The sequence below is a fragment of the Sorangium sp. So ce302 genome, from assembly GCF_051530145.1.
Lineage (GTDB): Bacteria > Myxococcota_A > Polyangia > Polyangiales > Polyangiaceae > Sorangium > Sorangium cellulosum_B.
In genome coordinates, this window is the sequence record NZ_CP150326.1 from 10,523,752 (window position 1) to 10,548,026 (window position 24,275).

Annotated in this window: 4 protein-coding genes; all 4 read left to right on the plus strand. The window is 68.3% G+C overall.

Annotated features, from left to right (window positions below):
• Positions 1-407 precede the first annotated feature (407 nt).
• The 4 genes from WME73_RS39900 to WME73_RS39915 all read left to right on the plus strand — a co-directional run bounded on the left by WME73_RS39900 (position 408) and on the right by WME73_RS39915 (position 24,263).
• On the plus strand, positions 408-20,609 hold the full coding sequence (locus tag WME73_RS39900; RefSeq protein WP_437913025.1) for a hypothetical protein: 20,202 nt from the start codon (positions 408-410) through the stop codon (positions 20,607-20,609).
• Positions 20,610-20,755: 146 nt separating this feature from the next.
• Entirely contained in the window at positions 20,756-22,015 is a 1,260-nt protein-coding gene (locus tag WME73_RS39905; protein ID WP_437913026.1) for a metallophosphoesterase family protein, read from the plus strand.
• Positions 22,016-22,184: 169 nt separating this feature from the next.
• The gene (locus WME73_RS39910) at positions 22,185-23,402 is read left to right on the plus strand and encodes a cytochrome P450 family protein (protein ID WP_437741507.1); all 1,218 of its coding nucleotides are present in this window, start codon (positions 22,185-22,187) and stop codon (positions 23,400-23,402) included.
• Positions 23,403-23,642: 240 nt separating this feature from the next.
• Positions 23,643-24,263, plus strand: coding sequence for a Uma2 family endonuclease (locus WME73_RS39915; RefSeq protein ID WP_437913027.1), 621 nt, complete (start codon positions 23,643-23,645; stop codon positions 24,261-24,263).
• Positions 24,264-24,275 lie beyond the last annotated feature (12 nt).

A 24,275-nucleotide genomic window follows, 5' to 3' on the forward strand; every position in this document is an offset into this window, starting at 1 on the left:
CCCCTTCCGATGGCGGCCTCCCCAGGGGCTCCACCCAGCCTCAGACCACCGAGCCCACCGTCAGGCCTCGCTCCGCCGATGGCGGCCTCCCCAGGAGCTCCACACAGCCTCAGACCACCGAGCCCATCGTCAGGCCTCGATCCGCCGATGGCGGCCTCCCCAGGGGCTCCACACAGCCTCAGACCACCGAGCCCATCGTCAGGCCCCGCTCCGCCGATGGCGGCCTCCCCAAGGGCTCCACCCAGCCTCAGACCACCGAGCCCACCGTCAGGCCTCGATCCGCCGATGGCGGCCTCCCCAAGGGCTCCACCCAGCCTACCGACCAGCCATCTCCAGGCCTCGGCAAGGGTCCCCAAGGGAACACCAAGGCGACGGAGCCAGGAAGCACGGCTCCCAAGGGGGGCGAGGTGCCCGGAGGGACACCCGCGAAGGAGACCGTCGCAAAGGACAGCACGTCAGCTCAGACCTCCCCCAAGGCGGGCGAGACCGGCGCGAAGAGCACCCCCGCCCCTAAACCCGCTGCCACCGCGGAGCCCACGCCCGCCAAGCCCTCCACCTCGAAGTCACCGCCCGCGGGGCAGGGCTCCCGGCAGCCGGGGGCCGGCGGCTCGGGACCGACGCCGGGACACTCGTCCACCACGGCCGACCCAGCGCAGGACGGCAAGGTGACATGGATCGCGGACAAGGCCGTCAAGAAGTCCGAATGGAGGACTCAAACGGGTAGAGGCAGCCGCAAGAAGGCGAAGCGAGGCCTCCCGAGCATCGCCGACCAGCTGACCAGCGGCGGCTTCCCCGCCCATCCCGCGCAGGCGAAGAAGGATCTCGGGAAGCGCTTCCCGAAAGGACCGCTGTTCAACGAAGCCGAGTGGAACGCCTTCGAGCAGCTCTCCTCGACCCCTCAGGGACAGCGCTGGCTCAACGCCTCCGGCATGCTCACGCTCGACCAGGTCAAGCAGTACCTGTCGGACGACAAGGACGACAATCCCGAGAAATTCCGCGGCTTCCACCAGCTCCACAAGCCGAGCAAGGTCGTCCTCGCGAGCTACGTCTCTCGACAGAGGAACAGCGGCGAGGGCGGGCAACGCTTCGAGGGCACCCCTCCAGCCGCGGTGGCCCTGTCGATGGAGGCGAGGCACGCGAGCGACCCGGCGAGGCGGGACGAGCTCAAGCAGGAGATCGATCGGGGCATCGCGGCAGAATGGGCCAAGACGCTCGAGCACACGGCGCCGAACGACGACGCGACCAAGGCGATCGCGCAAGGCGCCGTGCCGAACCCGACGGGAAGCGGCACCCTCTCGAACGACGATGTCCTCGACAGGTACAACCAGTCGATCGAGGTGCTCACGAACGTCTTTCACCTGCTCCAGGAAGGCGCCGAGATCTACGACAACAGCGCAAAGAGCCATGTCCCGCTCCGCGACGTCCCCGTCGCCAAGCTCCTCTCCCACGGCGGCCGGGTCAACATCCAGATCCCCGCGGGCACGCCTCCGTACGCGGTGACCGAGCTCCTCGGCATCACCGACGGGCACGGCAACCCGAAGGCCGGCGTGTTCCCGCGCGCCTTCGGGACGCACCACATCGCGCTCGGCAAGGGCAAATTCAAGGAGGAAGGAGGACACGTCGCCGCCATCAAGTCCAAGCTCGATGACACCGAGCTCTACGGCATGAACCTCGCCATCGGCGGCCTCGGCCTCAAGGACTTCAACGGCGACGTCATCCTGCCAGACGGCGCTCACGGCCACATCTTCATCGGCCACCGGCCGCCCAGGTCGGACAGGCCGGGCGCCCTCCAGATCGGCATCGAGACGACAGGGCCCAACGCGCCCAGCACCGTCGGCTACATCCACAACTGGCGCTCCACCGAGAAGACCGCCAACCCCATCTCCAGCGTCGGCGGCCTCAAGCAGGACAAGATCGGTGACGACCAGATCAAGAATGCTCGCACCGTCGACCTGGGCAAGCTCGGCGACGACTGGGCCGGGGTCCTCAAGGACCGAGCGGACAGGTTCGAGCATGACCTGGCGGAAAGGGGCAAAGACGCGATCGGCGAGCTCGTCGGCCCGCGCACCCTGCCGCCGGAAGACATCCAGGACACCGAGCAGCGTGCCTCCGAGCAGCGGTCGGGAGGGCCCGATCAGGAGCCGCGGGACGACGAGCCCCGCGATCCGCCCGGGGATCGCGCGTCGTCGCCGAAGGAAGATGCCCAGGACCCCGAGCAGCGCGCCCCCGAGCAGCCGACGCGAGGGGCAGAGCAAACCTCCCAGGACAACGAGCCACGCGAGCTGCCCGGTGATGCCCCGGAGCAGACGACGGCCAAGGCGCCGGAGGCCTCGAGTCCTCAGCCGGGCGCTTTGCCGACGCAGGGCGCCCAAGAAAAGGCGCCGGAGAGACCCGGCCAGCCCCGGCCAGAGGCGGCCCCGCAGCTGCCCGCAGGGCGCCCCGTGGACCCCACGACCATCACCACGGGGATGCAGGCGCCAGCGCCCGCCACGTCCGGTTCAGCCCAGGACCAGGCCGCGAGCGCCACCGGAATGCCGCCCGATGAGACCCCCGCGCCCGCCAGCGCGAGGAAGCGGACAGCCGCGCAGGCGCAGAGCGACGATGAGCAAGACGCCCCTGCGAGCTCCAAGAGAGCGAAGAGTTCGGGGCAGCCATTGTCTTCGTCGCAGGCGGCTCAGTCCGCGCCCGAGAGGAGCGGCGCCGGCCTCCTGGCGTCCCGGCACATCAAGGCGCTCCACGACTTGATGCAGATGTCGGACATGAGCCCTGAAGGGCTGACGATGCGCGGGATCACCGGCGGAGGGGCGTTCACGAGCAAGCGCGGCAATGACGGCGAGCTGAGCACCGATCTGCGCCCGGACGAGCTGGACACCCTTCGCCAGAAGGTCGACGACTTCTCCCGCGTCGCTCAGGACCTGCTCACGCGTACCCAGAACCTGCCCCAAGAGGCTCTGACCCTCTACAGGGTCATCAACGATCTCGACACCAGCTCGTTGAGCGAGGGCGACACGCTCGACGAGATCCTCCCGAGCTCGACCTCATGGACCTCCGAGCTCGCTTTGGATCAATGGGTCAAGGACGGCGGGCTCGTGATGAAGATCAACACCACGAGCCATTACCCGACGGTGATGTTCTCCTACCCCGACGAGCAGCGGGACGAGGACCCGATCGCCTACAATCAGGCGCAGAAAGAGGTCCTCCTGGTGCCTTCGCGCATGACCATCACCAGGGTCACCGACCGGGAGCACAACGGCAAGCGCTTCCGCGAGGTCGAGGTGACGCCCAGAGAGCTTGAGTCCGGCGAGCTCGACGACGTGTTTCAGAGAGCGTCCCAGCGCATCGAGGAGAAGCAGAACGCCAAGCCGAAGGAGAAGAGCTTCGAAGTCGAGGATCGAGCGGCCATCGCCGAGCAATTCGGCGATACCGTGGCCGACGAGATCCTTGGTCACGTCGATAACCTCCCCCACTCCGGGGAGATCGTGGTTCACGACAAGAACGGTACCCCCTGGCGGATCGTCTCCGCGGACAGCAGGTTCGGTATCGACCTTCAGGAGAAGAAGGCGACGCCGGCAGACGCCGCCGCGGGCAACGCCGATACGGTGACCGGGGCCCCGGCGCCCAGCTGGCTTCACGCGCCCCCCCAGGGCGACGGCGCCGCCACCAGCAACGTGGACGACGCCGCCTCGACGAACGCCGGCACGATGACGTCTGCGCCGACCGTGCCCCAGGCAGGCGACGCCGCCACCAAGCAGCTCGGAGGCGCTCCGAGCGCCGCGAACCAGGGTGCCGCTGCCACCGGAAGCGCAGCTCCAGGCAAAACCGCCGCTTCCACCACCACCACCGGCGGCCTCGCCGCGACCCAGAGCACCCCCACGACCGATGGAAAGGCATCGATCGATGCGACGCTCGAGGCGCTGAACGAGAAGAGCGCCCGATGGTCCCATCCGGCGACGGACGAGGACAAGCAGGAGGCCGCGGCGCTGCTCGGCGAGCTCATGCGAGCTCAGGACATGGATGAGTCGCTCATCCAGAGGCTCGAGGAGCTCATCAAAAACCCCGACTCCCTCTCCCAGTCGCAGTTCGCCATCTGCGCGCTGAACGGCGTGCTCCACGCGCTGCTCACCTCCGACCTGAGCGGGTTCGCGCGCGTGGTCGCGGCCGAGTTCTCCGGCAAGCTCTTCGACCGCAAAGGCAAGCTGCTCGCCGACTTCTCGCTGCCCGCGCAGGGCGAAGACGGCGCTGCCACGAGCTCGAAGGTCGCCGATCCCATCCAGCGTGTCATCCGCGGCGAGATCCCGCTGGAGCAGGCCCCGATCGGCAACAAACTGCTCCGGAACGGCATCAAGACGGCGGGGGCCAAGCGCGCTGACGTCGAGCGCAAGGGGGGCGCCTTCTCCGACAAGCACGTCCTCGATTACCTCCTCGCCCGGGGCATGGGCAAGATGCTCAGCAAGCTCGCCCCGGAGCAATACAAGGCCGACGCCGAGAACACCGCCCGCGCCATCCCCGGCTACCTCGACAAGGCAGCCACGAGGCCCAAGGACGCCACCGGCCCGTCCAAGAAGCGGGGAGATCTGCTGCTGTCGGCCAATTCGCTGGTGACGCTCTTCAACGACATCCTGGGCGGCGACGCCCGGACCATGGTCGCCGGTGACGGCTACGACGTGAGCCGCATCAACGACGTGCTCTCGCGGCCCGACCAGGCCCCGTTCGTTCTGGCCACGGTCCTCGACGGCAAGGCGCTCGCCGAACGTGCGAAGGAGTTCGCGAAGGATCCGAAGAAGTCCAGGCCGTTCGAGGACGCGGGCACGTTCGACGCGTCGAGCACGCACCAGGTCGTCATCAACGGCAAGATCACGGACAACGGCACGCACTACACCGTGCCCATCTATTCCTGGGGGCAGACCTTCTCCATCGACGTGAAGAAGGAGGTCATGCCGAAGCTCTTCACCGTCGTTACCTACGGCTCGTTCGCCACGGCGCCAGGGCAGGCGCAGGCGCCCGCCACGTCCGGTACAGCCCAGGATCAGGCCGCGAGCGTCACCGGAATGCTGCCCGACGAGACCCCCGCGCCCGACAGCGCGACGAAGCGGAAAGCCGCGCAGGCGCTCAGCGATGACGAGCAAGGCCCCGGATCGAGCGCCGAGAACAAGAAAGCGAAGAACGCGGGGCAGCCCTCCTCTTCGTCTTCGTCTTCGTCTTCGTCGCAGGCGGCGCAGCCCGCGCCCGCGAGGAGCGGCACCGGCCTCCTGGCGTCCCGGCACATCGACGCGCTCCAGGGCTTGATGCGCGACATGTCGAATACGACCCCGGAAGCGCAGACGATGCGGGGGATCCCCGGCGGAGGGGCGTTCACCAGCAAGCGCGGCGAAGACGGCGAGCTGAGCACCGATCTGCGCCCGGACGAGCTTACCACCCTTCGCCACAAGGTCGACGACTTCTCCCGCGTCGCTCAGGACCTGCTCACGCGTACCCAGGACCTGCCCCAAGAGGCTCTGACCCTCTACAGGGTCATCAACGATCTCGACACCAGCTCCTTGAGCGAGGGCGACACGCTCGACGAGATCCTCCCGAGCTCGACCTCATGGACCCCCGATCTGGCCTTGGATCAATGGGTCAAGGACGGCGGGCTCGTGATGAAGATCAACACCACGAGCCATTACCCGACGGTGATGTTCTCCTACCCCGACCAGCAGCGAGACGGAGAGCCGATCGCCTACAACCAGGCGCAGAAAGAGGTGCTCCTGGTGCCGTCGCGCATGACCATCACCAGGGTCACCGACCGGGAGCACAACGGCAAGCGCTTCCGCGAGGTCGAGGTGACACCCACTCAGCTCCCGCCGCGCGAGCTCGACGCCGTGTTCGAAAGAGCCTCCGAGCGCATCGAGGAGAAGCAGAACGCCAAGCCGAAGGAGAAGAGCTTCGAAGTCAAGGATCGAGCGGCCATCGCCAAGCAATTCGGCGATGCCGTGGCCAACGAGATCCTTGATTACGTCGACAAGCTCCCCGACCGCAGCGAGCGGGAGATCGTGGTTCGCGACAAGGCGGGTACCCCCTGGCGGATCGCCTCCGCGGACAGCATGTTCGGTATCGACCTGGAGGAGAAGAAGGCGACGCCCGCGGGGCGCTCCGTGGACCCCACGGCCGTCACCACCGGGATGCAGGCGCCGGCGCCCGCCGCGTCCGGTTCAGCCCAGGACCAGGCCGCGGGCGCCACCGGAATGCTGCCCGACGAGACCCCCGCACCCTCTAGCGCGAGGAAGCGGACAGCCGAGCAGGCGCTCAACGACGATGCGCAAGACGCCCCGGCGAGCTCCAAGAGAGCCAAGAATTCGGGGCAGCCCTCCTCTTCGTCTTCGTCGCAGCAGGCGCCGCCCGCGCCGGGGAGGGCCCTGGCGTCCCGGCACATGGACGCGCTCCATCGCTTGATGCGCAACATGTCCAACACCAGCCCTCAAGCGCAGACGATGCGGGGGATCCCCGGAGGCGGCGCGTTTACCAGCAAGCGCGGCACGGACGGCGAGCTGAGCACCGATCTGCGCCCGGACGAGCTGACCACCCTTCGCCAGAAGGTCGACGACTTCTCGAGCGTCGCTCGGGACCTGCTCACCGGCACCCAGGACCTGCCTCAAGAGGATCTGACCTTCTACAGGGTCATCAACGATCTCGACACCAGCTCGTTGGTCGAGGGCGGCACGCTCGACGAGCTCCTCCCGAGCTCGACCTCATGGACCTCCGATCTGGCCCTGAATCAATGGGTCCAGGACGGCGGGCTCCTGATGAAGATCAACACCACGAGCAAATACCCGACCGTCATGTTCTCCTACCCCGACGCGCAGCGGCCCGGGGACGCAATCGCCTACAATCAGGACCAGAAAGAGGTTCTCCTTGTGCCCTCGCGCATGACCATCACCAAGGTCACCCCGCGGGAGCACAACGGCAAGCGCTTCCTCGAGGTCGAGGTGACGCCCAGAGAGCTTGAGTCGAACGAGCTCGACGACGTGTTCGAAAGAGCGTCCCAGCGCATCGAGGAGAAGCTGAACGCGAAGCCGAAAGAGGTGTCCTTCGAGGTCGACGAACGACCGAAAATCGTCGCGCAATTCGGTGATACCGTGGCCGACGAGATCCTTCGTTACGTCGGCAAGCTCCCCCACCCCAGCGAGGGGGAGATCGTGGTTCGCGATAAGGACGGTACCCCCTGGCGGATCGTCTCCGCGGACAAGGATTTCGGTATCGCCCTTCAAGAGAAGAAGGCAATGCCCGCTGACGCAGCCGGGAGCAGCGCCGCTACGGTGACCGGGGCCCCGGCGCCCAGCCCGACCCGCCCGCCCGCCCAGAGCGACGGCGCCTCCACGGACCATGCAGGCGCGCTGGCGACCGTCACCGGAATGGCGCCCATCCAGGACCCCGCGCCCGCCAGCGCGAGGAAGCGAACAGCCGCGCAGGCGCACAGCGACGACGAGCAAGACGCCCCGGCGAGCTCCAAGAGAGCCAGGAATGCGGGGGAGCCATCCTCTTCCTCTTCGCCGCAGCAGGCGCCGCCCGCGCCGGGGAGGGCCCTGGCGTCCCGGCACATGGACGCGCTCCAGGGCTTGATGCGTGACATGTCCAACACCAGCCCTCAAGCGCAGATGATGCGGGGGATCCCCGGCGGAGGGGCGTTTACCAGCAAGCGCGGCACCGACGGCGAGCTGAGCACCGATCTGCGCCCGGACGAGCTGACCACCCTTCGCCAGAAGGTCGACGACTTCTCCAGCGTTGCTCGGGACCTGCTCACACGTACCCAGGACCTGCCTCAAGAGGATCTGACCTTCTACAGGGTCATCAACGATCTCGACACCAGCTCGCTGGTCGAGGGCGGCACGCTCGACGAGCTCCTCCCGAGCTCGACCTCATGGACTCCCGATCTGGCCCTGAATCAATGGGTCCAGGACGGCGGGCTCGTGATGAAGATCAACACCAACAGCCGCTACCCGACCGTGATGTTCTCCTACCCCGACGCGCAGCGGCCCGGGGACGCGATCGCCTACAATCAGGCCCAGAAGGAGGTCCTCCTGGTGCCCTCGCGCATGACCATCACCAAGGTCACCCCGCGGGAGCACAACGGCAAGCGCTTCCTCGAGGTCGAGGTGACGCCCAGAGAGCTTGAGTCGGACGAGCTCGACGACGTGTTCCAGAGAGCGTCCCAGCGCATCGAGGAGAAGCTGAACGCGAAGCCGAAAGAGGTGTCCTTCGAGGTCGACGAACGACCGGAGATCGTCGAGCAGTTCGGCGAAGCCGTGGCCGACGAGATCCTTCGTTACGTCGACAAGCTCCCCGACCCCAGCGAGCGGGAGATCGTGGTTCGCGACAAGGAGGGTACCCGTTGGCGGATCGTCTCGGCGGACGCGCGGTTCGGCATCGACCTTCAGGAGAAGAAGGCGACGCCCGCTGACGTCGCCGAGAGCAGCGCCGAGGCGGTGACCGGGGCCCCGGCGCCCAGCGCGGTCCACGCGGACGCCCAGGTCGACAGCGCCTCCACGCACAATGCAGGCGCGCTGGCGAACGTCACCGGAATGGCGCCCATCCAGGACCCCGCGCCCGCCAGCGCGAGGAAGCGAACAGCCGCACAGGCGCACAGCGACGACGAGCAAGACGCCCCGGCGAGCTCCAAGAGAGCCAGGAATGCGGGGGAGCCATCCTCTTCCTCGTCGCCGCAGCAGGCGCCGCCCGCGCCGGGGAGGGCCCTGGCGTCCCGGCACATGGACGCGCTCCAGGGCTTGATGCGTGACATGTCCAACACCAGCCCTCAAGCGCAGACGATGCGGGGGATCCCCGGAGGCGGCGCGTTCACCAGCAAGCGCGGCACCGACGGCGACCTGAGCACCGAGCTGCGCCCGGACGAGCTGGACACCCTTCGCCAGAAGGTCGACGACTTCTCGAGCGTCGCTCGGGACCTGCTCACACGCACCCAGGACCTGCCTCAAGAGGATCTGACCTTCTACAGGGTCATCAACGATCTCGACACGAGCTCGCTGGTCGAGGGCGGCACGCTCGACGAGCTCCTCCCGAGCTCGACCTCATGGACCTCCGATCTGGCCCTGAATCAATGGGTCCAGGACGGCGGGCTCGTGATGAAGATCAACACCACGAGCAAATACCCGACCGTCATGTTCTCCTACCCCGACCAGCAGAGGGACGGAGAGCCAATCGCCTACAACCAGGACCAGAAAGAGGTCCTCCTTGTGCCCTCGCGCATGACCATCACCAAGGTCACCCCGCGGGAGCACAACGGCAAGCGCTTCCTCGAGGTCGAGGTGACGCCCAGAGAGCTTGAGTCCGACGAGCTCGACGACGTGTTCCAGAGAGCGTCCGAGCGCATCGACGAGAGGCTGAACGCGAAGCCGAAAGAGGTGTCCTTCGAGGTCGACGAACGACCGGAGATCGTCGAGCAATTCGGCGATGCCGTGGCCGACGAGATCCTTCGTTACGTCGGCAATCTCCCCGACCCCAGCGAGCGGGAGATCGTGGTTCGCGACAAGGAGGGTACCCGTTGGCGGATCGTCTCGGCGGACGAGCGGTTCGGTATCGACCTTCAGGAGAAGAAGGCGACGCCCGCTGACGTCGCCGGGAGCAGCGCCGAGGCGGTGACCGGAGCCTCGCCCGGGCGCCCAGCGACAGAGCTCGGCAGGCAGGCGACAGGCCAGACGCCGAACGGTCCCGCACCAGGCGACCCCCGCGCTTCCACCACCAAAGACGGCCTCGCCGCGACCCAGAGCCCGCCGGCGGCCGACGGTAACGCCTCGGTCGATGCGGCGATCAAGGCGTTGAACGAGAAGAGCGCCCAATGGTCTCATCCAGCCACGGGCGCGAACAAGCAGGAGGCCAAAAGGCTCCTTGGCGACCTCATGCGCTCTCAGGGCGTGGATGAGGCGCTCGTCGAGCGGCTCGCGGAGCTCATCGAGAACCCGAGCTCCCTCTCCCAGTCCCAGTTCGCCATCTGCGCGCTGAACAGCGCCCTCCACACGCTGCTCACCTCCGACCTGGGCGGGTTCGCGCGCGTGGTCGCGGCCGAGTTCACGGGCAAGCTCTTCGATCGCCAGGGGGACCTGCTCGCCGACTTCTCGCTGCCCGCGCAGGGCGAAAATGGCGCCCCCATCAGCGCGCAGGTCGCCGATCCCATCCACCGTGTCCTCCGGGGCGAGCTCCCGGTGCAGAACGCCGGGTTCGGCAACAAGCTGCTCCTCAACGGAATCAAGAAGGCGAAGGCCGGATCCGCCGACCGCGAGCGCAAGGGCAGCGCCTTCTCCGGCGAGCACGTCCTCGATTACCTCCTCGCCCGGGGCATGGGCAAGATGCTCAGCAAGCTCGCCCCGGAGCAATACAAGGACGATGCCGAGAATGCCGCCGGCGTCATCCCCGGCTACCTCGACAAGACGACGCCGAGGGCCAAGGACGCCACCGGCCCGTCCAAGAAGCACGGCGATCTGCTGCTGTCAGCCAATTCGCTGGTGACGCTCTTCAACAAGATCCTCGGCGGCGACGCCAAGACCATGGTCGCCGGGGCCGACTACGACGTGGGCCGGATCAATGACGTCCTCGCGAGGCCCGACCAGGCGCCGTTTGCCCTGGCCACCATCCTCGACGGCAAGGCGCTCGCCGAGCGTGCCAAGGAGTTCGCGAAGGACCCCACGAAATCCAGGCCGTTCGAGGATGCGCGCGCGATCGACACCTCGAGCACGCACCAGGTCGTCATCAACGGCAAGATCACCGAGGATGGCGATCATTATGTCGTGCCGCTCCACACCTGGCAGCAGAGCTTCTCCATCAAGGTGAAGAAGGACGTCTTGCCGTCGCTCTTCCCGGTCTTCACGTATGGAACCTATCTCCCGTCGCGAGCGCCGGCCGCGAACGACCTCACGCTGAGCCAGGCGCCGATGCCCGCCGCATCCGGTACAGCCCAGGACCTGGCCGCGAACGTCGCCGGAATGCTGCCCGACGAGACCCCCGCGCCGTCCAGCGCGAGGAAGCGCGCAGCCGAGCAGGCGCAGAGCGACGACGAGCAAGACGCCCCGGTGAGCTCCAAGAGAGCGAAGAATGCGGGGGAGCCATCCTCTTCCTCTTCGTCGCAGACGGCTCAGCCCGCGCCGGGGAGGGCCCTGGCGTCGCGGCACATGGACGCGCTCCATGGCCTGATGCGCGACATGTCCAACACCAGCCCTCAAGCGCAGACGATGCGCGGGATCCCCGGAGGCGGCGCGTTCACCAGCAAGCGCGGCACCGACGGCGACCTGAGCACCGAGCTGCGCCCGGACGAGCTGACCACCCTTCGCCAGAAGGTCGACGACTTCTCGAGCGTCGCTCGGGACCTGCTCACACGCACCCAGGACCTGCCTCAAGAGGATCTGACCTTCTACAGGGTCATCAACGATCTCGACACGAGCTCGCTGGTCGAGGGCGGCACGCTCGACGAGCTCCTCCCGAGCTCGACCTCATGGACTCCCGATCTGGCCCTGAATCAATGGGTCCAGGACGGCGGGCTCGTGATGAAGATCAACACCACGAGCCATTACCCGACCGTCATGTTCTCCTACCCCGACGCGCAGCGGCCCGGGGACGCGATCGCCTACAATCAGGACCAGAAAGAGGTCCTCCTTGTGCCCTCGCGCATGACCATCACCAAGGTCACCCCGCGGGAGCACAACGGCAAGCGCTTCCTCGAGGTCGAGGTGACGCCCAGAGAGCTTGAGTCGGACGAGCTCGACGACGTGTTCCAGAGAGCGTCCCAGGGCATCGAGGAGCGGCTGAACGCGAAGCCGAAGGTGAAGAGCTTCGACGCCGATGATCGAGCGGCCATCGCCGGGCAATTCGGCGATGCCGTGGCTGACGAGATCCTTCGTCACGTCGACAAGCTCCCCGACCGCAGCGAGCGGGAGATCGTGGTTCGCGACAAGGATGGCACCCCCTGGCGGATCGCCTCCGCGGACAGCATGTTCGGTATCGACCTGGAGGAGAAGAAGGCGACGCCCGCGGGCCGCCCCGTGGACCCCACGGCCATCACCACCGGCATGCAGGCGCCAGCGCCCGCCGCGTCCGGTTCAGCCCAGGACCAGGACGCGAGCGCGACCGGAATGCCGCCCGACGAGACACCCGCGCCCTCCAGCGCGAGGAAGCGGACAGCCGCGCAGGCGCACAGCGACGACGAGCAAGACGCCCCGGCGAGCTCCAAGAGAGCGAAGAATGCGGGGCAGCCCTCCTCGTCGTCGCAGCCGGCTCAGCCCGCGCCCGAGAGGAGCGGCGCCGGTCTCCTGGCGTCCCGGCACATCGACGCGCTCCAGGGCTTGATGCGCGACATGTCGAATACGACCCCGGAAGCGCAGACGATGCGCGGGATCCCCGGCGGAGGGGCGTTCACCAGCAAGCGCGGCGAAGACGGCGAGCTGAGCACCGATCTGCGCCCGGACGAGCTGGACACCCTTCGCCAGAAGATCGACGACTTCTCCCGCGTCGCTCAGGACCTGCTCACTCGTACCCAGGACCTGCCCCAAGAGGATCTGACCCTCTACAGGGTCATCAACGATCTCGACATCAGCTCGTTGAGCGAGGGCGGCACGATCGACGAGATCCTCCCGAGCTCGACCTCGTGGACCCCCGATCTGGCCCTGGATCAATGGGTCAGGGACGGCGGGCTCGTCATGAAGATCAACACCACGAGCCATTACCCGACGGTGATGTTCTCCTACCCCGACCAGCAGCGGGACGGAGAACCGATCGCCTACAACCAGGACCAGAAAGAGGTCCTCCTGGTGCCGTCGCGCATGACCATCACCAGGGTCACCGACCGGGAGCACAACGGCAAGCGCTTCCGCGAGGTCGAGGTGACGCCCACACAGCTCCCGCCGCGCGAGCTCGACGCCGTGTTCGAAAGAGCCTCCGAGCGCATCAAGGAGAAGCAGAACACCAAGCCGAAGGAGAAGCACTTCGAGCTCGACGAACAATCGGACATCGCCGCGCAATTCGGCGATATCGTGACCGACGAGATCCTTCGTCACGTCGACAAGCTCCCCGACCCCAGCGAGCGGGAGATCGTGGTTCGCGACAAGGACGGTACCCGCTGGCGGCTCGTCTCCGCGGACAGCATGTTCGGTATCGACCTTCAGGAGAAGAAGGCGACGCCGGCGGACGTGCCGACAGGGTACAATCCAGCTCTGGACGGCGAGGACGATGCGGGCGACCTGCAGCCCCCCGCGCCCTCCAGCGCGAGGAAGCGGACAGCCGCGCAGGCGCAGAGCGAAGACGAGCAAGACGCCCCTGCGAGCTCCAAGAGAGCCAAGAATTCGGGGCAGCCCTCCTCTTCGTCTTCGTCGCAGGCAGCTCAGTCCCCGCCCGAGAGGAGCGGCACCGGCCTCCTGGCGTCCCGGCACATCAAGGCGCTCCACGACTTGATGCAGATGTCGGACACGAGCCCTGAAGGGCTGACGATGCGCGGGATCACCGGCGGAGGGGCGTTCACCAGCAAGCGCGGCGAAGACGGCGAGCTGCGCGCCGACCTGCGGCTGGACGAGCTGGCCACCCTTCGCCCAAAGGTCGACGACTTCTCCCGCGTCGCTCAGGACCTGCTCACAAGGACCCAGGACCTACCCCGAGAAGATCTGACCCTCTACAGGGTCATCAACGATCTCGACACCAGCTCGTTGAGCGAGGGCGGCACGATCGACGAGATCCTCCCGAGCTCGACGTCATGGACCTCCGAGCTCGCCTTGGATCAATGGGTCAAGGACGGCGGGCTCGTCATGAAGATCAACACCACGAGCCATTACCCGACGGTGATGTTCTCCTACCCCGACGAGCAGCGGGACGAGGACCCGATCGCCTACAATCAGGCGCAGAAAGAGGTCCTCCTGGTGCCTTCGCGCATGACCATCACCAGGGTCACCGACCGGGAGCACAACGGCAAGCGCTTCCGCGAGATCGAGGTGACGCCCACACGGCTCCCGCCGCGCGAGCTCGACGCCGTGTTCGAAAGAGCCTCCGAGCGCATCAAGGAGAAGCTGAACGCGAAGCCGAAAGAGGTGTCCTTCGAAGTCGACCAACGACCGAAAATCGTCGAGCAATTCGGCGAAACCGCGGCCGACGAGATCCTTGGTCACGTCGACAATCTCCCCTACTCCGAGGAGATCGTGGTTCGCGACAAGGCGGGTACCCCCTGGCGGATCGTCTCCGCGGACAGCGGGTTCGGTATCGACCTCCAGGAGAAGAAGGCGGCGCCGGCAGACGCCGCCGCGGGCAGCGCCGATACGGTGACCGGGGCCCCGGGGCCCAGCTGGACCCACGCGCCCCCCCAGGTCGACGGCGCCGCCACCACCAAGCAGCTCGGAGGCGCTCCGAGCACCGCGAATCAGGGTGCCGCTCTCACCGGAAGCGCAGCTCCAGGCAAAACCGCCGCTTCCACGGCCGCCGGCGGCCTCGCCGCGACCGGCAGCACCCCCACGACCGACGGCAAGGCATCGATCGACACGCAGCTCAAGGCGCTGAACGAGAAGAGCGCCCAATGGTCCCATCCGGCGACGGACGAGGACAAGCAGGAGGCCGCGGCCCTGCTCGGCGAGCTCATGCGAGCCCAGGGCGTGGATGAGTCGCTCATCCAGAGGCTCGAGGAGCTCATTGAAAACCCCGACTCCCTCTCCCAGTCGCAGTTCGCCATCTGCGCGCTGAACGGCGTGCTCCACGCGCTGCTCACCTCCGACCTGAGCGGGTTCGCGCGCGTGGTCGCGGCCGAGTTCTCCGGCAAGCTCTTCGACCGCAAAGGCAAGCTGCTCGCCGACTTCTCGCTGCCCGCGCAGGGCGAAGACGGCGCTGCCACGAGCTCGAAGGTCGCCGATCCCATCCAGCGTGTCATCCGCGGCGAGATCCCGCTGGAGCAGGCCCCGATCGGCAACAAGCTGCTCCAGAACGGCATCAAGAAGGCCGGGGCCAAGCGCGCCGACGTCGAGCGCAAGGGGGGCGCCTTCTCCGACAAGCACGTCCTCGATTACCTCCTCGCCCGGGGCATGGGCAAGATGCTCAGCAAGCTCGCCCGGGAGCAATACAAGGCCGACGCCGAGAACACCGCCCGCGCCATCCCCGGCTACCTCGACAAGGCAGCCACGAGGCCCAAGGACGCCACCGGCCCGTCCAAGAAGCGGGGAGATCTGCTGCTGTCGGCGAACTCGCTGGTGACGCTCTTCAACGACATCCTGGGCGGCGACGCCCAGACCATGGTCGCCGGGAACGACTACGACGTGGGCCGCATCAACGACGTGCTCTCGCGGCCCGACCAGGCCCCGTTCGCCCTGGCCACGGTCCTCGACGGCAAGGCGCTCGCCGAACGTGCGAAGGAGTTCGCGAAGGATCCGAAGAAGTCCAGGCCGTTCGAGGACGCGGGTACATTCGACGCGTCGAGCACGCACCAGGTCGTCATCAACGGCAAGATCACGGACAGCGGCACGCACTACACCGTGCCCATCTATTCCTGGGGGCAGACCTTCTCCGTCGACGTGAAGAAGGAGGTCATGCCGAAGCTCTTCACCGTCGTTACCTACGGCTCGTTCGCCACGGCGCAAGGGCAGGCGACGGCGCCCGCCACGTCCGGTTCAGCCCAGGACCAGGCCGCGAGCGTCACCGGAATGCTGCCCGACGAGACCCCTGCGCCCGACAGCGCGACGAAGCGGAAAGCCGCGCAGGCGCTCGGTGACGACGAGCAAGACGCCCCAGCGAGCTCCAAGAGAGCGAAGAATTCGGGGCAGCCCTCCTCTTCGTCTTCGTCGCAGGCGTCTCAGCCCGCGCCCGAGAGGAGCGGCACCGGTCTCCTGGCGTCCCGGCACATCGACGCGCTCCACGACTTGATGCGCAACATGTCGAACACGACCCCTGAAGCGCAGACGATGCGGGGGATCCCTGGCGGAGGGGCGTTCACCAGCAAGCGCGGCGAAGACGGTGAGCTGAGCACCGTTCTGCGCCCGGACGAGCTGGACACCCTTCGCCACAAGATCGACGACTTCTCCCGCGTGGCTCAGGACCTGCTCACAGCGACCCAGGACCTGAACGAAGAGGACATCACCCTCTACAGGGTCATCAACGATCTCGACACCAGCGCGTTGAGCGAGGGCGGCACGCTCGACGAGATCCTCCCGAGCTCGACCTCATGGACCCCCGATCTGGCCTTGAATCAATGGGTCAAGGACGGCGGGCTCGTCATGAAGATCAACACCACGAGCCACTACCCGACGGTCATGTTCTCCTACCCCGACCAGCAGCGGGACGGGGACCCGATCGCCTACAACCAGGACCAGAAGGAGGTCCTCCTGGTGCCGTCGCGCATGACCATCACCAGGGTCACCGACCGGGAGCACAACGGCAAGCGCTTCCGCGAGATCGAGGTGACGCCCACAGCGCTTCCGCCACACGAGCTCGACGCCGTGTTCGAAAGAGCCTCCGAGCGCATCAAGGAGAAGCTGAACGCGAAGCCGAAAGAGGTGTCCTTCGAAGTCGGCCAACGACCGAAAATCGTCGAGCAATTCGGCGAAACCGCGGCCGACGAGATCCTTGGTTACGTCGACGATCTCCCCTACTCCGAGGAGATCGTGGTTCGCGACAAGGCGGGTACCGCCTGGCGGGTCGTCTCCGCGGACAGCGGGTTCGGTATCGACCTCCAGGAGAAGAAGGCTACGCCGGCAGACGCCGCCGCTGGCAGCGCCGATACGGCGACCGCGGGGACCGGCACCCCGCCTGCAGCGAGCGCAGCGAGCCCGAGCGCCATCACCACCGGTTTCAACCCCGCCGCGAGCGTCTCACGGAATGCCCCGGAGGACATGCTGGCAGGGTACAACGCCTCGAACAGCAGCGATCATGCAGCCGCCCCGACCGCCGCCACGACGTCCGGCAGCCCTTCCAGCGCCGAGCAAGCCGCGCAGCCCCAGGGGAGCCCCCTCGAGGATCTGATCCGCACGATCGAGGAGCAGAGCAGCACATGGCCCCGCCCGGCGGACGGCGAGCACAGGGAGGAGGCCGCCCAGCTCCTGAGCCAGCTGCTCCATGCGCAGGGCGTGAGGGGCTCGGTCGTCGAACGGCTGAGCACGCTCATCAAGGACCCTGCCTCGCTGTCGCAATCGGCCTTCACCAACTGCGCGCTGCACAGCGTCCTTTACACGACGCTCAAGAACGACCTCGCCACGGCATCGCACCTGGTCGTCGCGCTCTTCACCGGCAGGCCGCTCGGCCGGCTCGCAGGCGCGCCCGGCGCCGGCACCTTCGGACAGCAAGGCTCGCGCTCTCGGGCGCTCAGCCACGGCCTGGAGCTCCTCCTGAGCCAGATGAAGGGAGAGGTCCTGCCAGCGCAGGAGCCGACTCCGAACAGACCGCTCCTCAACGGCCTCAAGACCGCCAAGGCCAAGCGCGACCGCCTGAAGGGGCAAGGCGCAGCCACCCAGGAGCTGGACGGCCACCTCCTCGACCACCTGCTCGCCCGCGGGCTCGTCGAGCTGCTCGGGGAGACGGCCGTCGCGGTGCTCGAGAAGCAGACGGACGGCGCCAAGCAGCCCGGCGTCGCCGCGGCGCAAGGCGATCTGCTGGTCTCGGCGAGATCGACCGCGGCCCTCATGAATGATGCGCTCGGAGCGAACGCGAAGCTCATGACCAGCGACTCCCCCGGCGGCTACGACGTCGCGCGCATCAACGAGGCCCTGGCGAAGCCCGATCAGGCGGGGTTCGCGCTCGCGACCGTGATGAACGGCAAGGCGCTCTGGGAGCAAGCGGCGAAGCACGAGGCGGCCGCCTCTGCACCCCAGGATCCCGAGACGATCCCGCGGCTCGGCGAGGTCGACGCCTCGAGCCCCCACCTGGTCGCGATCGACGGGCCGATCACGGTCCACGGCGATTCCTTCATCGTGCCGATCCAGTCCTGGGGGCGAGCGTTCCCCGTGCGGGTGGCCAGGCAGGACATGCCGAAGCTCTTCGCGGCGTTCGCTTATGGCACGTATCCCCCGTCGCGGACGCCGCAGACGGGCGCCTCCGCCGAGGTGAATTCGCAGGCCCCGGGCGGCGCCGATGACGCGCTCACCGGCATGGCCCCCCGCGTGCAGGACTTCGACAGCCGTGCGGACTGGCGCCGCTTCAACGAGGGTGTGCGCCCCTGGCTCGGCGAGATCCACCGCATCCGGCAGCCCCACGATCTGCGCGGGGCCATCGACGTGCTCTCCCCCGAGGCCGCGAGGCTCTTGCTCCGGCTCTACGACGACCATCCACAGACAGCGCGCGTCGAGCTGCGCCGGCTCGGCCGCTTCCGCATGAACGACACGCGCAGGCTGAATGAGGTGCTGGAGAGGCTCTCGGAATCCGAGCCATCCGATACCGAGCTGATGGAGGTGGAGCTCCTGTCCGAGCTCGAGGCGGTCGAGCAGGCCCGGAGCGAGGGCGAGGCGTCCGACGCTGGAGCGCTCGACCTGGATCAGCTCCACGCCCTCCATGACCAGCTCGACGCGTGGGAGAGCGCGCAGGACGAGTTCAACCAGTGGGCGCGCGCGCAGCTCGACGGCGATCCGTCAGAGCCGGAGGACGCCGGGTCCGAACGATCGGAGTCCGGGGACTCCGACGCTGGGATGTCCGAGCCGGCGCGGCTGGCGCGCGCCAACGTCCAGGGGATGAACCAGCTCCACCATGCGGGCAAGGTCCACTACTCGTTCAACGTGCCCAGCGCGCGCCTGGACGCGCTCACGGCGGTCGCGCGGAACGCCGGCGTCCAGGAGGAGCTGGCGGACGCCCGGACCGGCTTCCTCAACCCGGACCATTTCGAGAAGCAGAGCAGCTTCACCTGGCGCCTGAAGCCCGGCGTGAGCGCGAGCAAGGCGCTGCGGGAGTTCTTCGACCCCGAGGAGCACCTCACCATCGCCGAGTGCGGGACGACGATGCAGGCGATCAACTACCGCACCCTCCTGCGCGCGGTCGGAGACGAGGACTTCGACCGGAGGTTCGGCGGCGAGGGCTCCAGCGTCTCGAACGAGGACCGCCTGATGCTGCAGCGCGACTTCAGCGCCCAGAACCCCCTGCAGCGCTTCTTCGCGCCCGAGGCCGCGACGCTGGATGACGAGGAGCGGGCGGAGATGACCGGCGACGGCGAGGCGGACACGCGCAACGCGCCGAGCTCCCGCCCCGCGAAGCGCGGCGGCTGGTACTACATCAAGAACCACGAGCTCTACGTCAGGCGCCACCCGGAGGGCTTCTGGAGCGGCGAGAACGCGATGTACCTGGGGCGCGCCGGCGCGTCCGGCAAGCAGATGTTCAGCGGGTTCGGCGTGCCCCCGACGACCGAGGAGCAGCTGGCAGAATCCCTGGCCAGCGAGTTCAACCACGCGCCGAGCGAGACCGAGGTCGAGAAGATCCTCAGCTCACGCCGCGACCTGAGCCTGGCGCTGCCGACGCTGGGAGATCTCGACTCGATCGCTGCCATGCCGCTCACCGATGCGAGCATGGACCACATCGCCAGGCTGCACGATCACCCCGACATCGACGCAGCGCCCAGGGAAGCCGGCGAGCACGGACCCGAGGACGTGGCGCGCCGCCTGTTCAGGGAGACGCTCGAAGGCCGGCCGCTCCAGCAGCCGCTTTCGCCCTCGGATCTCGTCGCCACCCTCAACCTGTCGGAGCTCGACGGGAGGGCTTTCCAGTCGTGGGACCCCGGTCCGGCGGAGAGATCGCTCGGGACGTGGGGGGTGCGCGCGATGCCCAGCGCGGCGGGCGCGGCCGCCTCGCAAGGCGCGCAGGCCGGGAGCCCAGGGACGTCGCGCGCCGTGCTGCGCTGGACGCGGCCGCCTTCCAGCAGGCACGCGGGGCAGCACACCACGCCGTATACGCTCGTCTTCGACGGCTACTGCAAGCGGTTCAATTTCACCTTCACGCCGGCGTTGATGAACCTCTTCCTCGAGCTCAACCGCGACAGGATGACGCCCGTCAACCCGCGCGAGCAGACGGTCCGCAAGACGACGAAGATCCGGGTCGACGAGGGCACGGAGTTCATCTTCCCGCTGCCCAGCGAGGTGAACAAGCTCGCGAAGGTCCCCGGCGGCTTCCAGAGCATCGGCGGCAAGGTCCTGTCGGCCGAGCAGATCCGGAGAGAGTTCGGCCGTGAAGAGCTCTTCTCGGGTCCGCCGTCTCCGGTGAGCCCCGGCCCGGAAGGTCCCACGGCTGCACGCACGAACCCGGCGGACGTGGGCGCGGGGTACCGGCCCCAGGACGCCGCGAGCGGCAGGAGCGACGGCCCGCAGATCGCGACCGCCGCCGCCATGACGCGCGGCGGGGGCTCCCAGTCAGGCGGCGCAATCGGCGACACGCCGGCCACGCAAGCGACCGGCGCGCCGGCTGCTCTCGACGGCGCCAAGGCCATCCTCGCGCCGATCGACGCCCTGGTGAGGAGGCTCGTCGCGAAGAGCGACACGTGGTCCTCCCCGCGCACGCAGGCGGACAAACAGGAGGCCATCGCGCTCGTGACCGAGTTACTGCAACAGCTCGGCATGGACGCCCGGGTCGTCGACAGGGCGGGCGAGCAGGGCAAGGACACGCCTGATTCCGAGCACTCCGCCTGCACGTGTGTCCGTTAGCCCAGCGCCCGCGTCAGCCGCCCTCCGCGGGCGCGCTCCGCCTGCCTCCTCGCCAGGGCGCGGCTCGGCCGCTTCAGGCGAGCGCGATCCTCATCGGATGAGCAGCGCTCCCGGCGCCGAGCGGCTAAGCTCGGGCCGCGCCAGTCATGAAGTTCGTCCACGCCGCCGACCTCCACATCGACAGCCCGCTCCGCGGGCTCGACCGTTACCCGGGCGCCCCTGTCGAGCAGATCCGCGGGGCCACCCGCCGCGCGCTCGAGAACCTCGTGGACCTCTGCCTCGCCGAGGAGGTCGACCTCCTGCTCCTCGCGGGCGACATCTATGACGGCGACTGGAAGGACTACAGCACGGGCCTGTTCTTCGCCGCGCAGCTCTCCCGCCTGCGCGCCGCCCGGGTGGACGTCGTGCTCCTCTATGGCAATCACGACGCCGAGAGCAACATCACGCGTCACCTGGAGCTCCCCGAGAACGCCCGGCGGCTCGATCCCCGCCGCCCCGAATCCATCGTCTTCGATCGGCTCGGGGTCGCCGTCCACGGACAGAGCTTCGCGACCAAGGCCGTCACCGACGATCTCGCCGCGGGTTATCCGGACGCGCGGGCAGGCCTCTTCAACATCGGCATGCTCCACACCTGCCTGGGCGGCCGCGAGGGCCACGACAACTACGCTCCTTGCAGCCTGAACACCCTCGTCGGGAAGCGATACGATTACTGGGCGCTCGGCCACGTGCACACCCGGGAGGTGCTCTCGCGCGATCCGTACATCGCGTTCCCCGGCAACCTCCAGGGCCGCCACGCCCGCGAGACCGGCGAGAAGGGCGCCCTCCTCGTCGCGGTGGACGACGGCCGCATCACCTCGGTCGAGCACCGCCCCCTCGACGTCGTGCGCTGGAGCGCCTGCGAGGTCGATCTCTCCCCGGCCGCGAGCGCGGACGACATCGTGGATCTGACGCGGGAGGAGCTCGAGCGGCGCCTCGCCGAGGCGGACGGGCGCACGCTGGCCGCGCGGGTCTTCCTGTGCGGCGCGACGAAGGCGCACGCCGCGCTCCGCGCCGATTTCGAGCGATGGACGGGGCAGATCCGCGCGATCGCCAACGATCTCGGCGGCGCGCTCTGGATCGAGCGCGTGCTCTCCCGGACGATCTCGCCGCTCCAGGTGGGCGCGCTCGAGGAGCGGGACGACGCGATCGGCCAGCTCACGCGGTCGCTGCGCGCGCTGCGCGACGACGAGGCGGGCCTGTCCTCGCTGCTGCGCGAGTTCGCGAGCCTCAGGAACAAGCTGCCCGTCGAGGCGCGCGAGGGGGACGACGCGATCCGCCTCGACGACCCGGCGTTCCTGCGCGAGGCGCTCGAGGACGTGGAGCACACGCTGATCTCTCGGCTGCTCGGCGCGAGCGACGCGCCCTGAAGGTCGGGCGCGCTCCCGCGGCGCGCCCGAGATCCGACGCCGCGACCTGACGGCGCGCAGCCCTCCGACCGCCGCTTGACGGAGCGCGGTTCTCCACCATGCACACCTCGCGATCCGGCGTGACGCGAGCATCACCTCGAACGTCCGGACGCCATGAAACGGGGGAATCATGGTCGACCAGGACGCTTTTCCGGAGCTGTTCCATCCGAGCAGCCGCGCCGAGCCGCACGCGATCTACGCGCGCATGCGGGCCGCGGGGCGCCTGCATCGCCTCATTCACCCCCGCCTCGACGTGCCCATCTGGGTGGCCGCGCGTTACGACGACTGCGTGGAGCTCCTCAAGGATCCGCGCCTGATCCGCGACTTCCGCAAGCTCCCCGACGAGGTGCGCAGGCGTTATTTCCCGCTCAGCGACCGGACGACCTTCATGGATCAGCACATGCTCGACGCCGATCCGCCGGATCACACGCGGCTCAGGGCCATCGTCCAGCGGGCCTTCTCGCCGCGGATGATGGAAGGGCTGCGCCCGCGCATCCAGGCGATCGCGGACGGGCTCATCGACGCGGTGATCGACAGGCGCCGGATGGAGCTCGTGGCAGACTTCGCGTTTCCGCTCCCCACCGCGGTGATCGCCGAGCTGCTCGGCCTCCCCCTCGAGGATCGCGGCCGGTTCCGCCGGTGGACCAAGATCCTCCTCGCGCCCGCGAAAGATCGCGAGTTCGTGGAGCGCGCCCAGCCCGTGGTGGAGGAGTTCGCGGCGTACTTCCGGGCGCTCGCCGACGCGCGCCGCAAGGCCCCGCGCGACGATCTGATCAGCGGCCTCTTGCTCGCCGAGGAGCAGGAGCACAAGCTGAGCCCGGCGGAGCTCTCGAGCATGGTGTTCCTGCTGCTCGTCGCGGGCCACGAGACCACCGTGCACCTCATCGCGAGCGGCATGTTCCTCCTGCTCTCGCACCCCGCGGAGCGGCGCCGGCTGGACGAGGACCCCGGGCTCGTCGGCTCCGCGGTGGAGGAGGTGCTGCGCTGCGAGGGGCCGGCAGAGCTCTCGACGATCCGCTGGTCGCTCGAGGACATCGAGCTGTTCGGCGCCCGCGTGCCGGCGGGAGAAGGGGTCGCGGCGGGGCTCCTGGCCGCGAACCGGGATCCGGAGCACTTTCCGGATCCGGACCGCTTCGATATCGGCCGCTCGCCGAACCGGCACATCGGCTTCGGGAGCGGGATCCACTTCTGCCTGGGCGCGATGCTCGCGCGGATCGAGGCGGCGATCGCCTTCTCGACGCTCCTCCGGAGGCTGCCGCGCATCGAGCTCGCCACCTCGCCGCGCGACATCGTGTGGAGCGAATGGCCCATGATCCGCGGCCCGGCGGCGGTGCCTGTGGTGTTCTGAGGAGCACATAAAGCTCCTTGGACGCCGACTTGTCGGACATCTTTCAGGTCACTCGGTCTGCTGCGCCGCAGCGGCTTTCGTGATGAGAATCCCCTTTAAGCGCGAGCGGCCCGCCATCAGCGCGCCGGGAGGAGAGCGGTGACGCAGAGTCGCCGCAGAGTCGCCACGCAATGATGGAAGCAAGCGCCCGGCGCCTGCCAGCGCTCGCCGCCGGCTCCACCATCGGGTATCCTCTGGCCCATGCAGTCTGTCCCGACGAACGCCGCACCCGAGGCCGAGCGACCGCGGCCCCGTCACGAGGAGAGCGACCAGCACGTCATCCTCTATGGGATGACGTGGAAGGACTACGAGATCCTCCTCGCTGTGCGTGGGGACCGGGCCGGCGTGCGCATGTACTACCTGAACGGAGCGATCGAGCTGATGAGCCCGTCCCGCAGTCATGAAGGGGTCAAGAAAACCATCGCGCGGCTCCTCGAAGCCTATTGCGATGGGCGCGGCATCGAGCTCAGCGGATACGGCGCGTGGACGCTCCGCAATGCGCCGAAGGAGCGCGGGGCCGAGCCCGACGAGTGCTACATCGTCGGCGACACGAACAAAGAAGTGCCAGACCTGGCGCTCGAGGTCGTCTGGACGCACGGAGGTCTCGACAAGCTGGAGATCTACCGTGGCCTCGGCGTCGCCGAGGTCTGGGTGTGGGACCGCGACGAGGGCCTCCGCATCTTCGCGCTCTCGGGTGAGCGGTACGAGCCCCGCGCGCGAAGCGCGTTCCTTCCCGAGCTCGATCCTGCGTGGCTCGCGGGGTTCCTCGATCAGCCGACGCAGACCCAGGCGGTCCACGCGCTGCGCGCGGCGCTGAGGTGAGGCCGAGGCGCT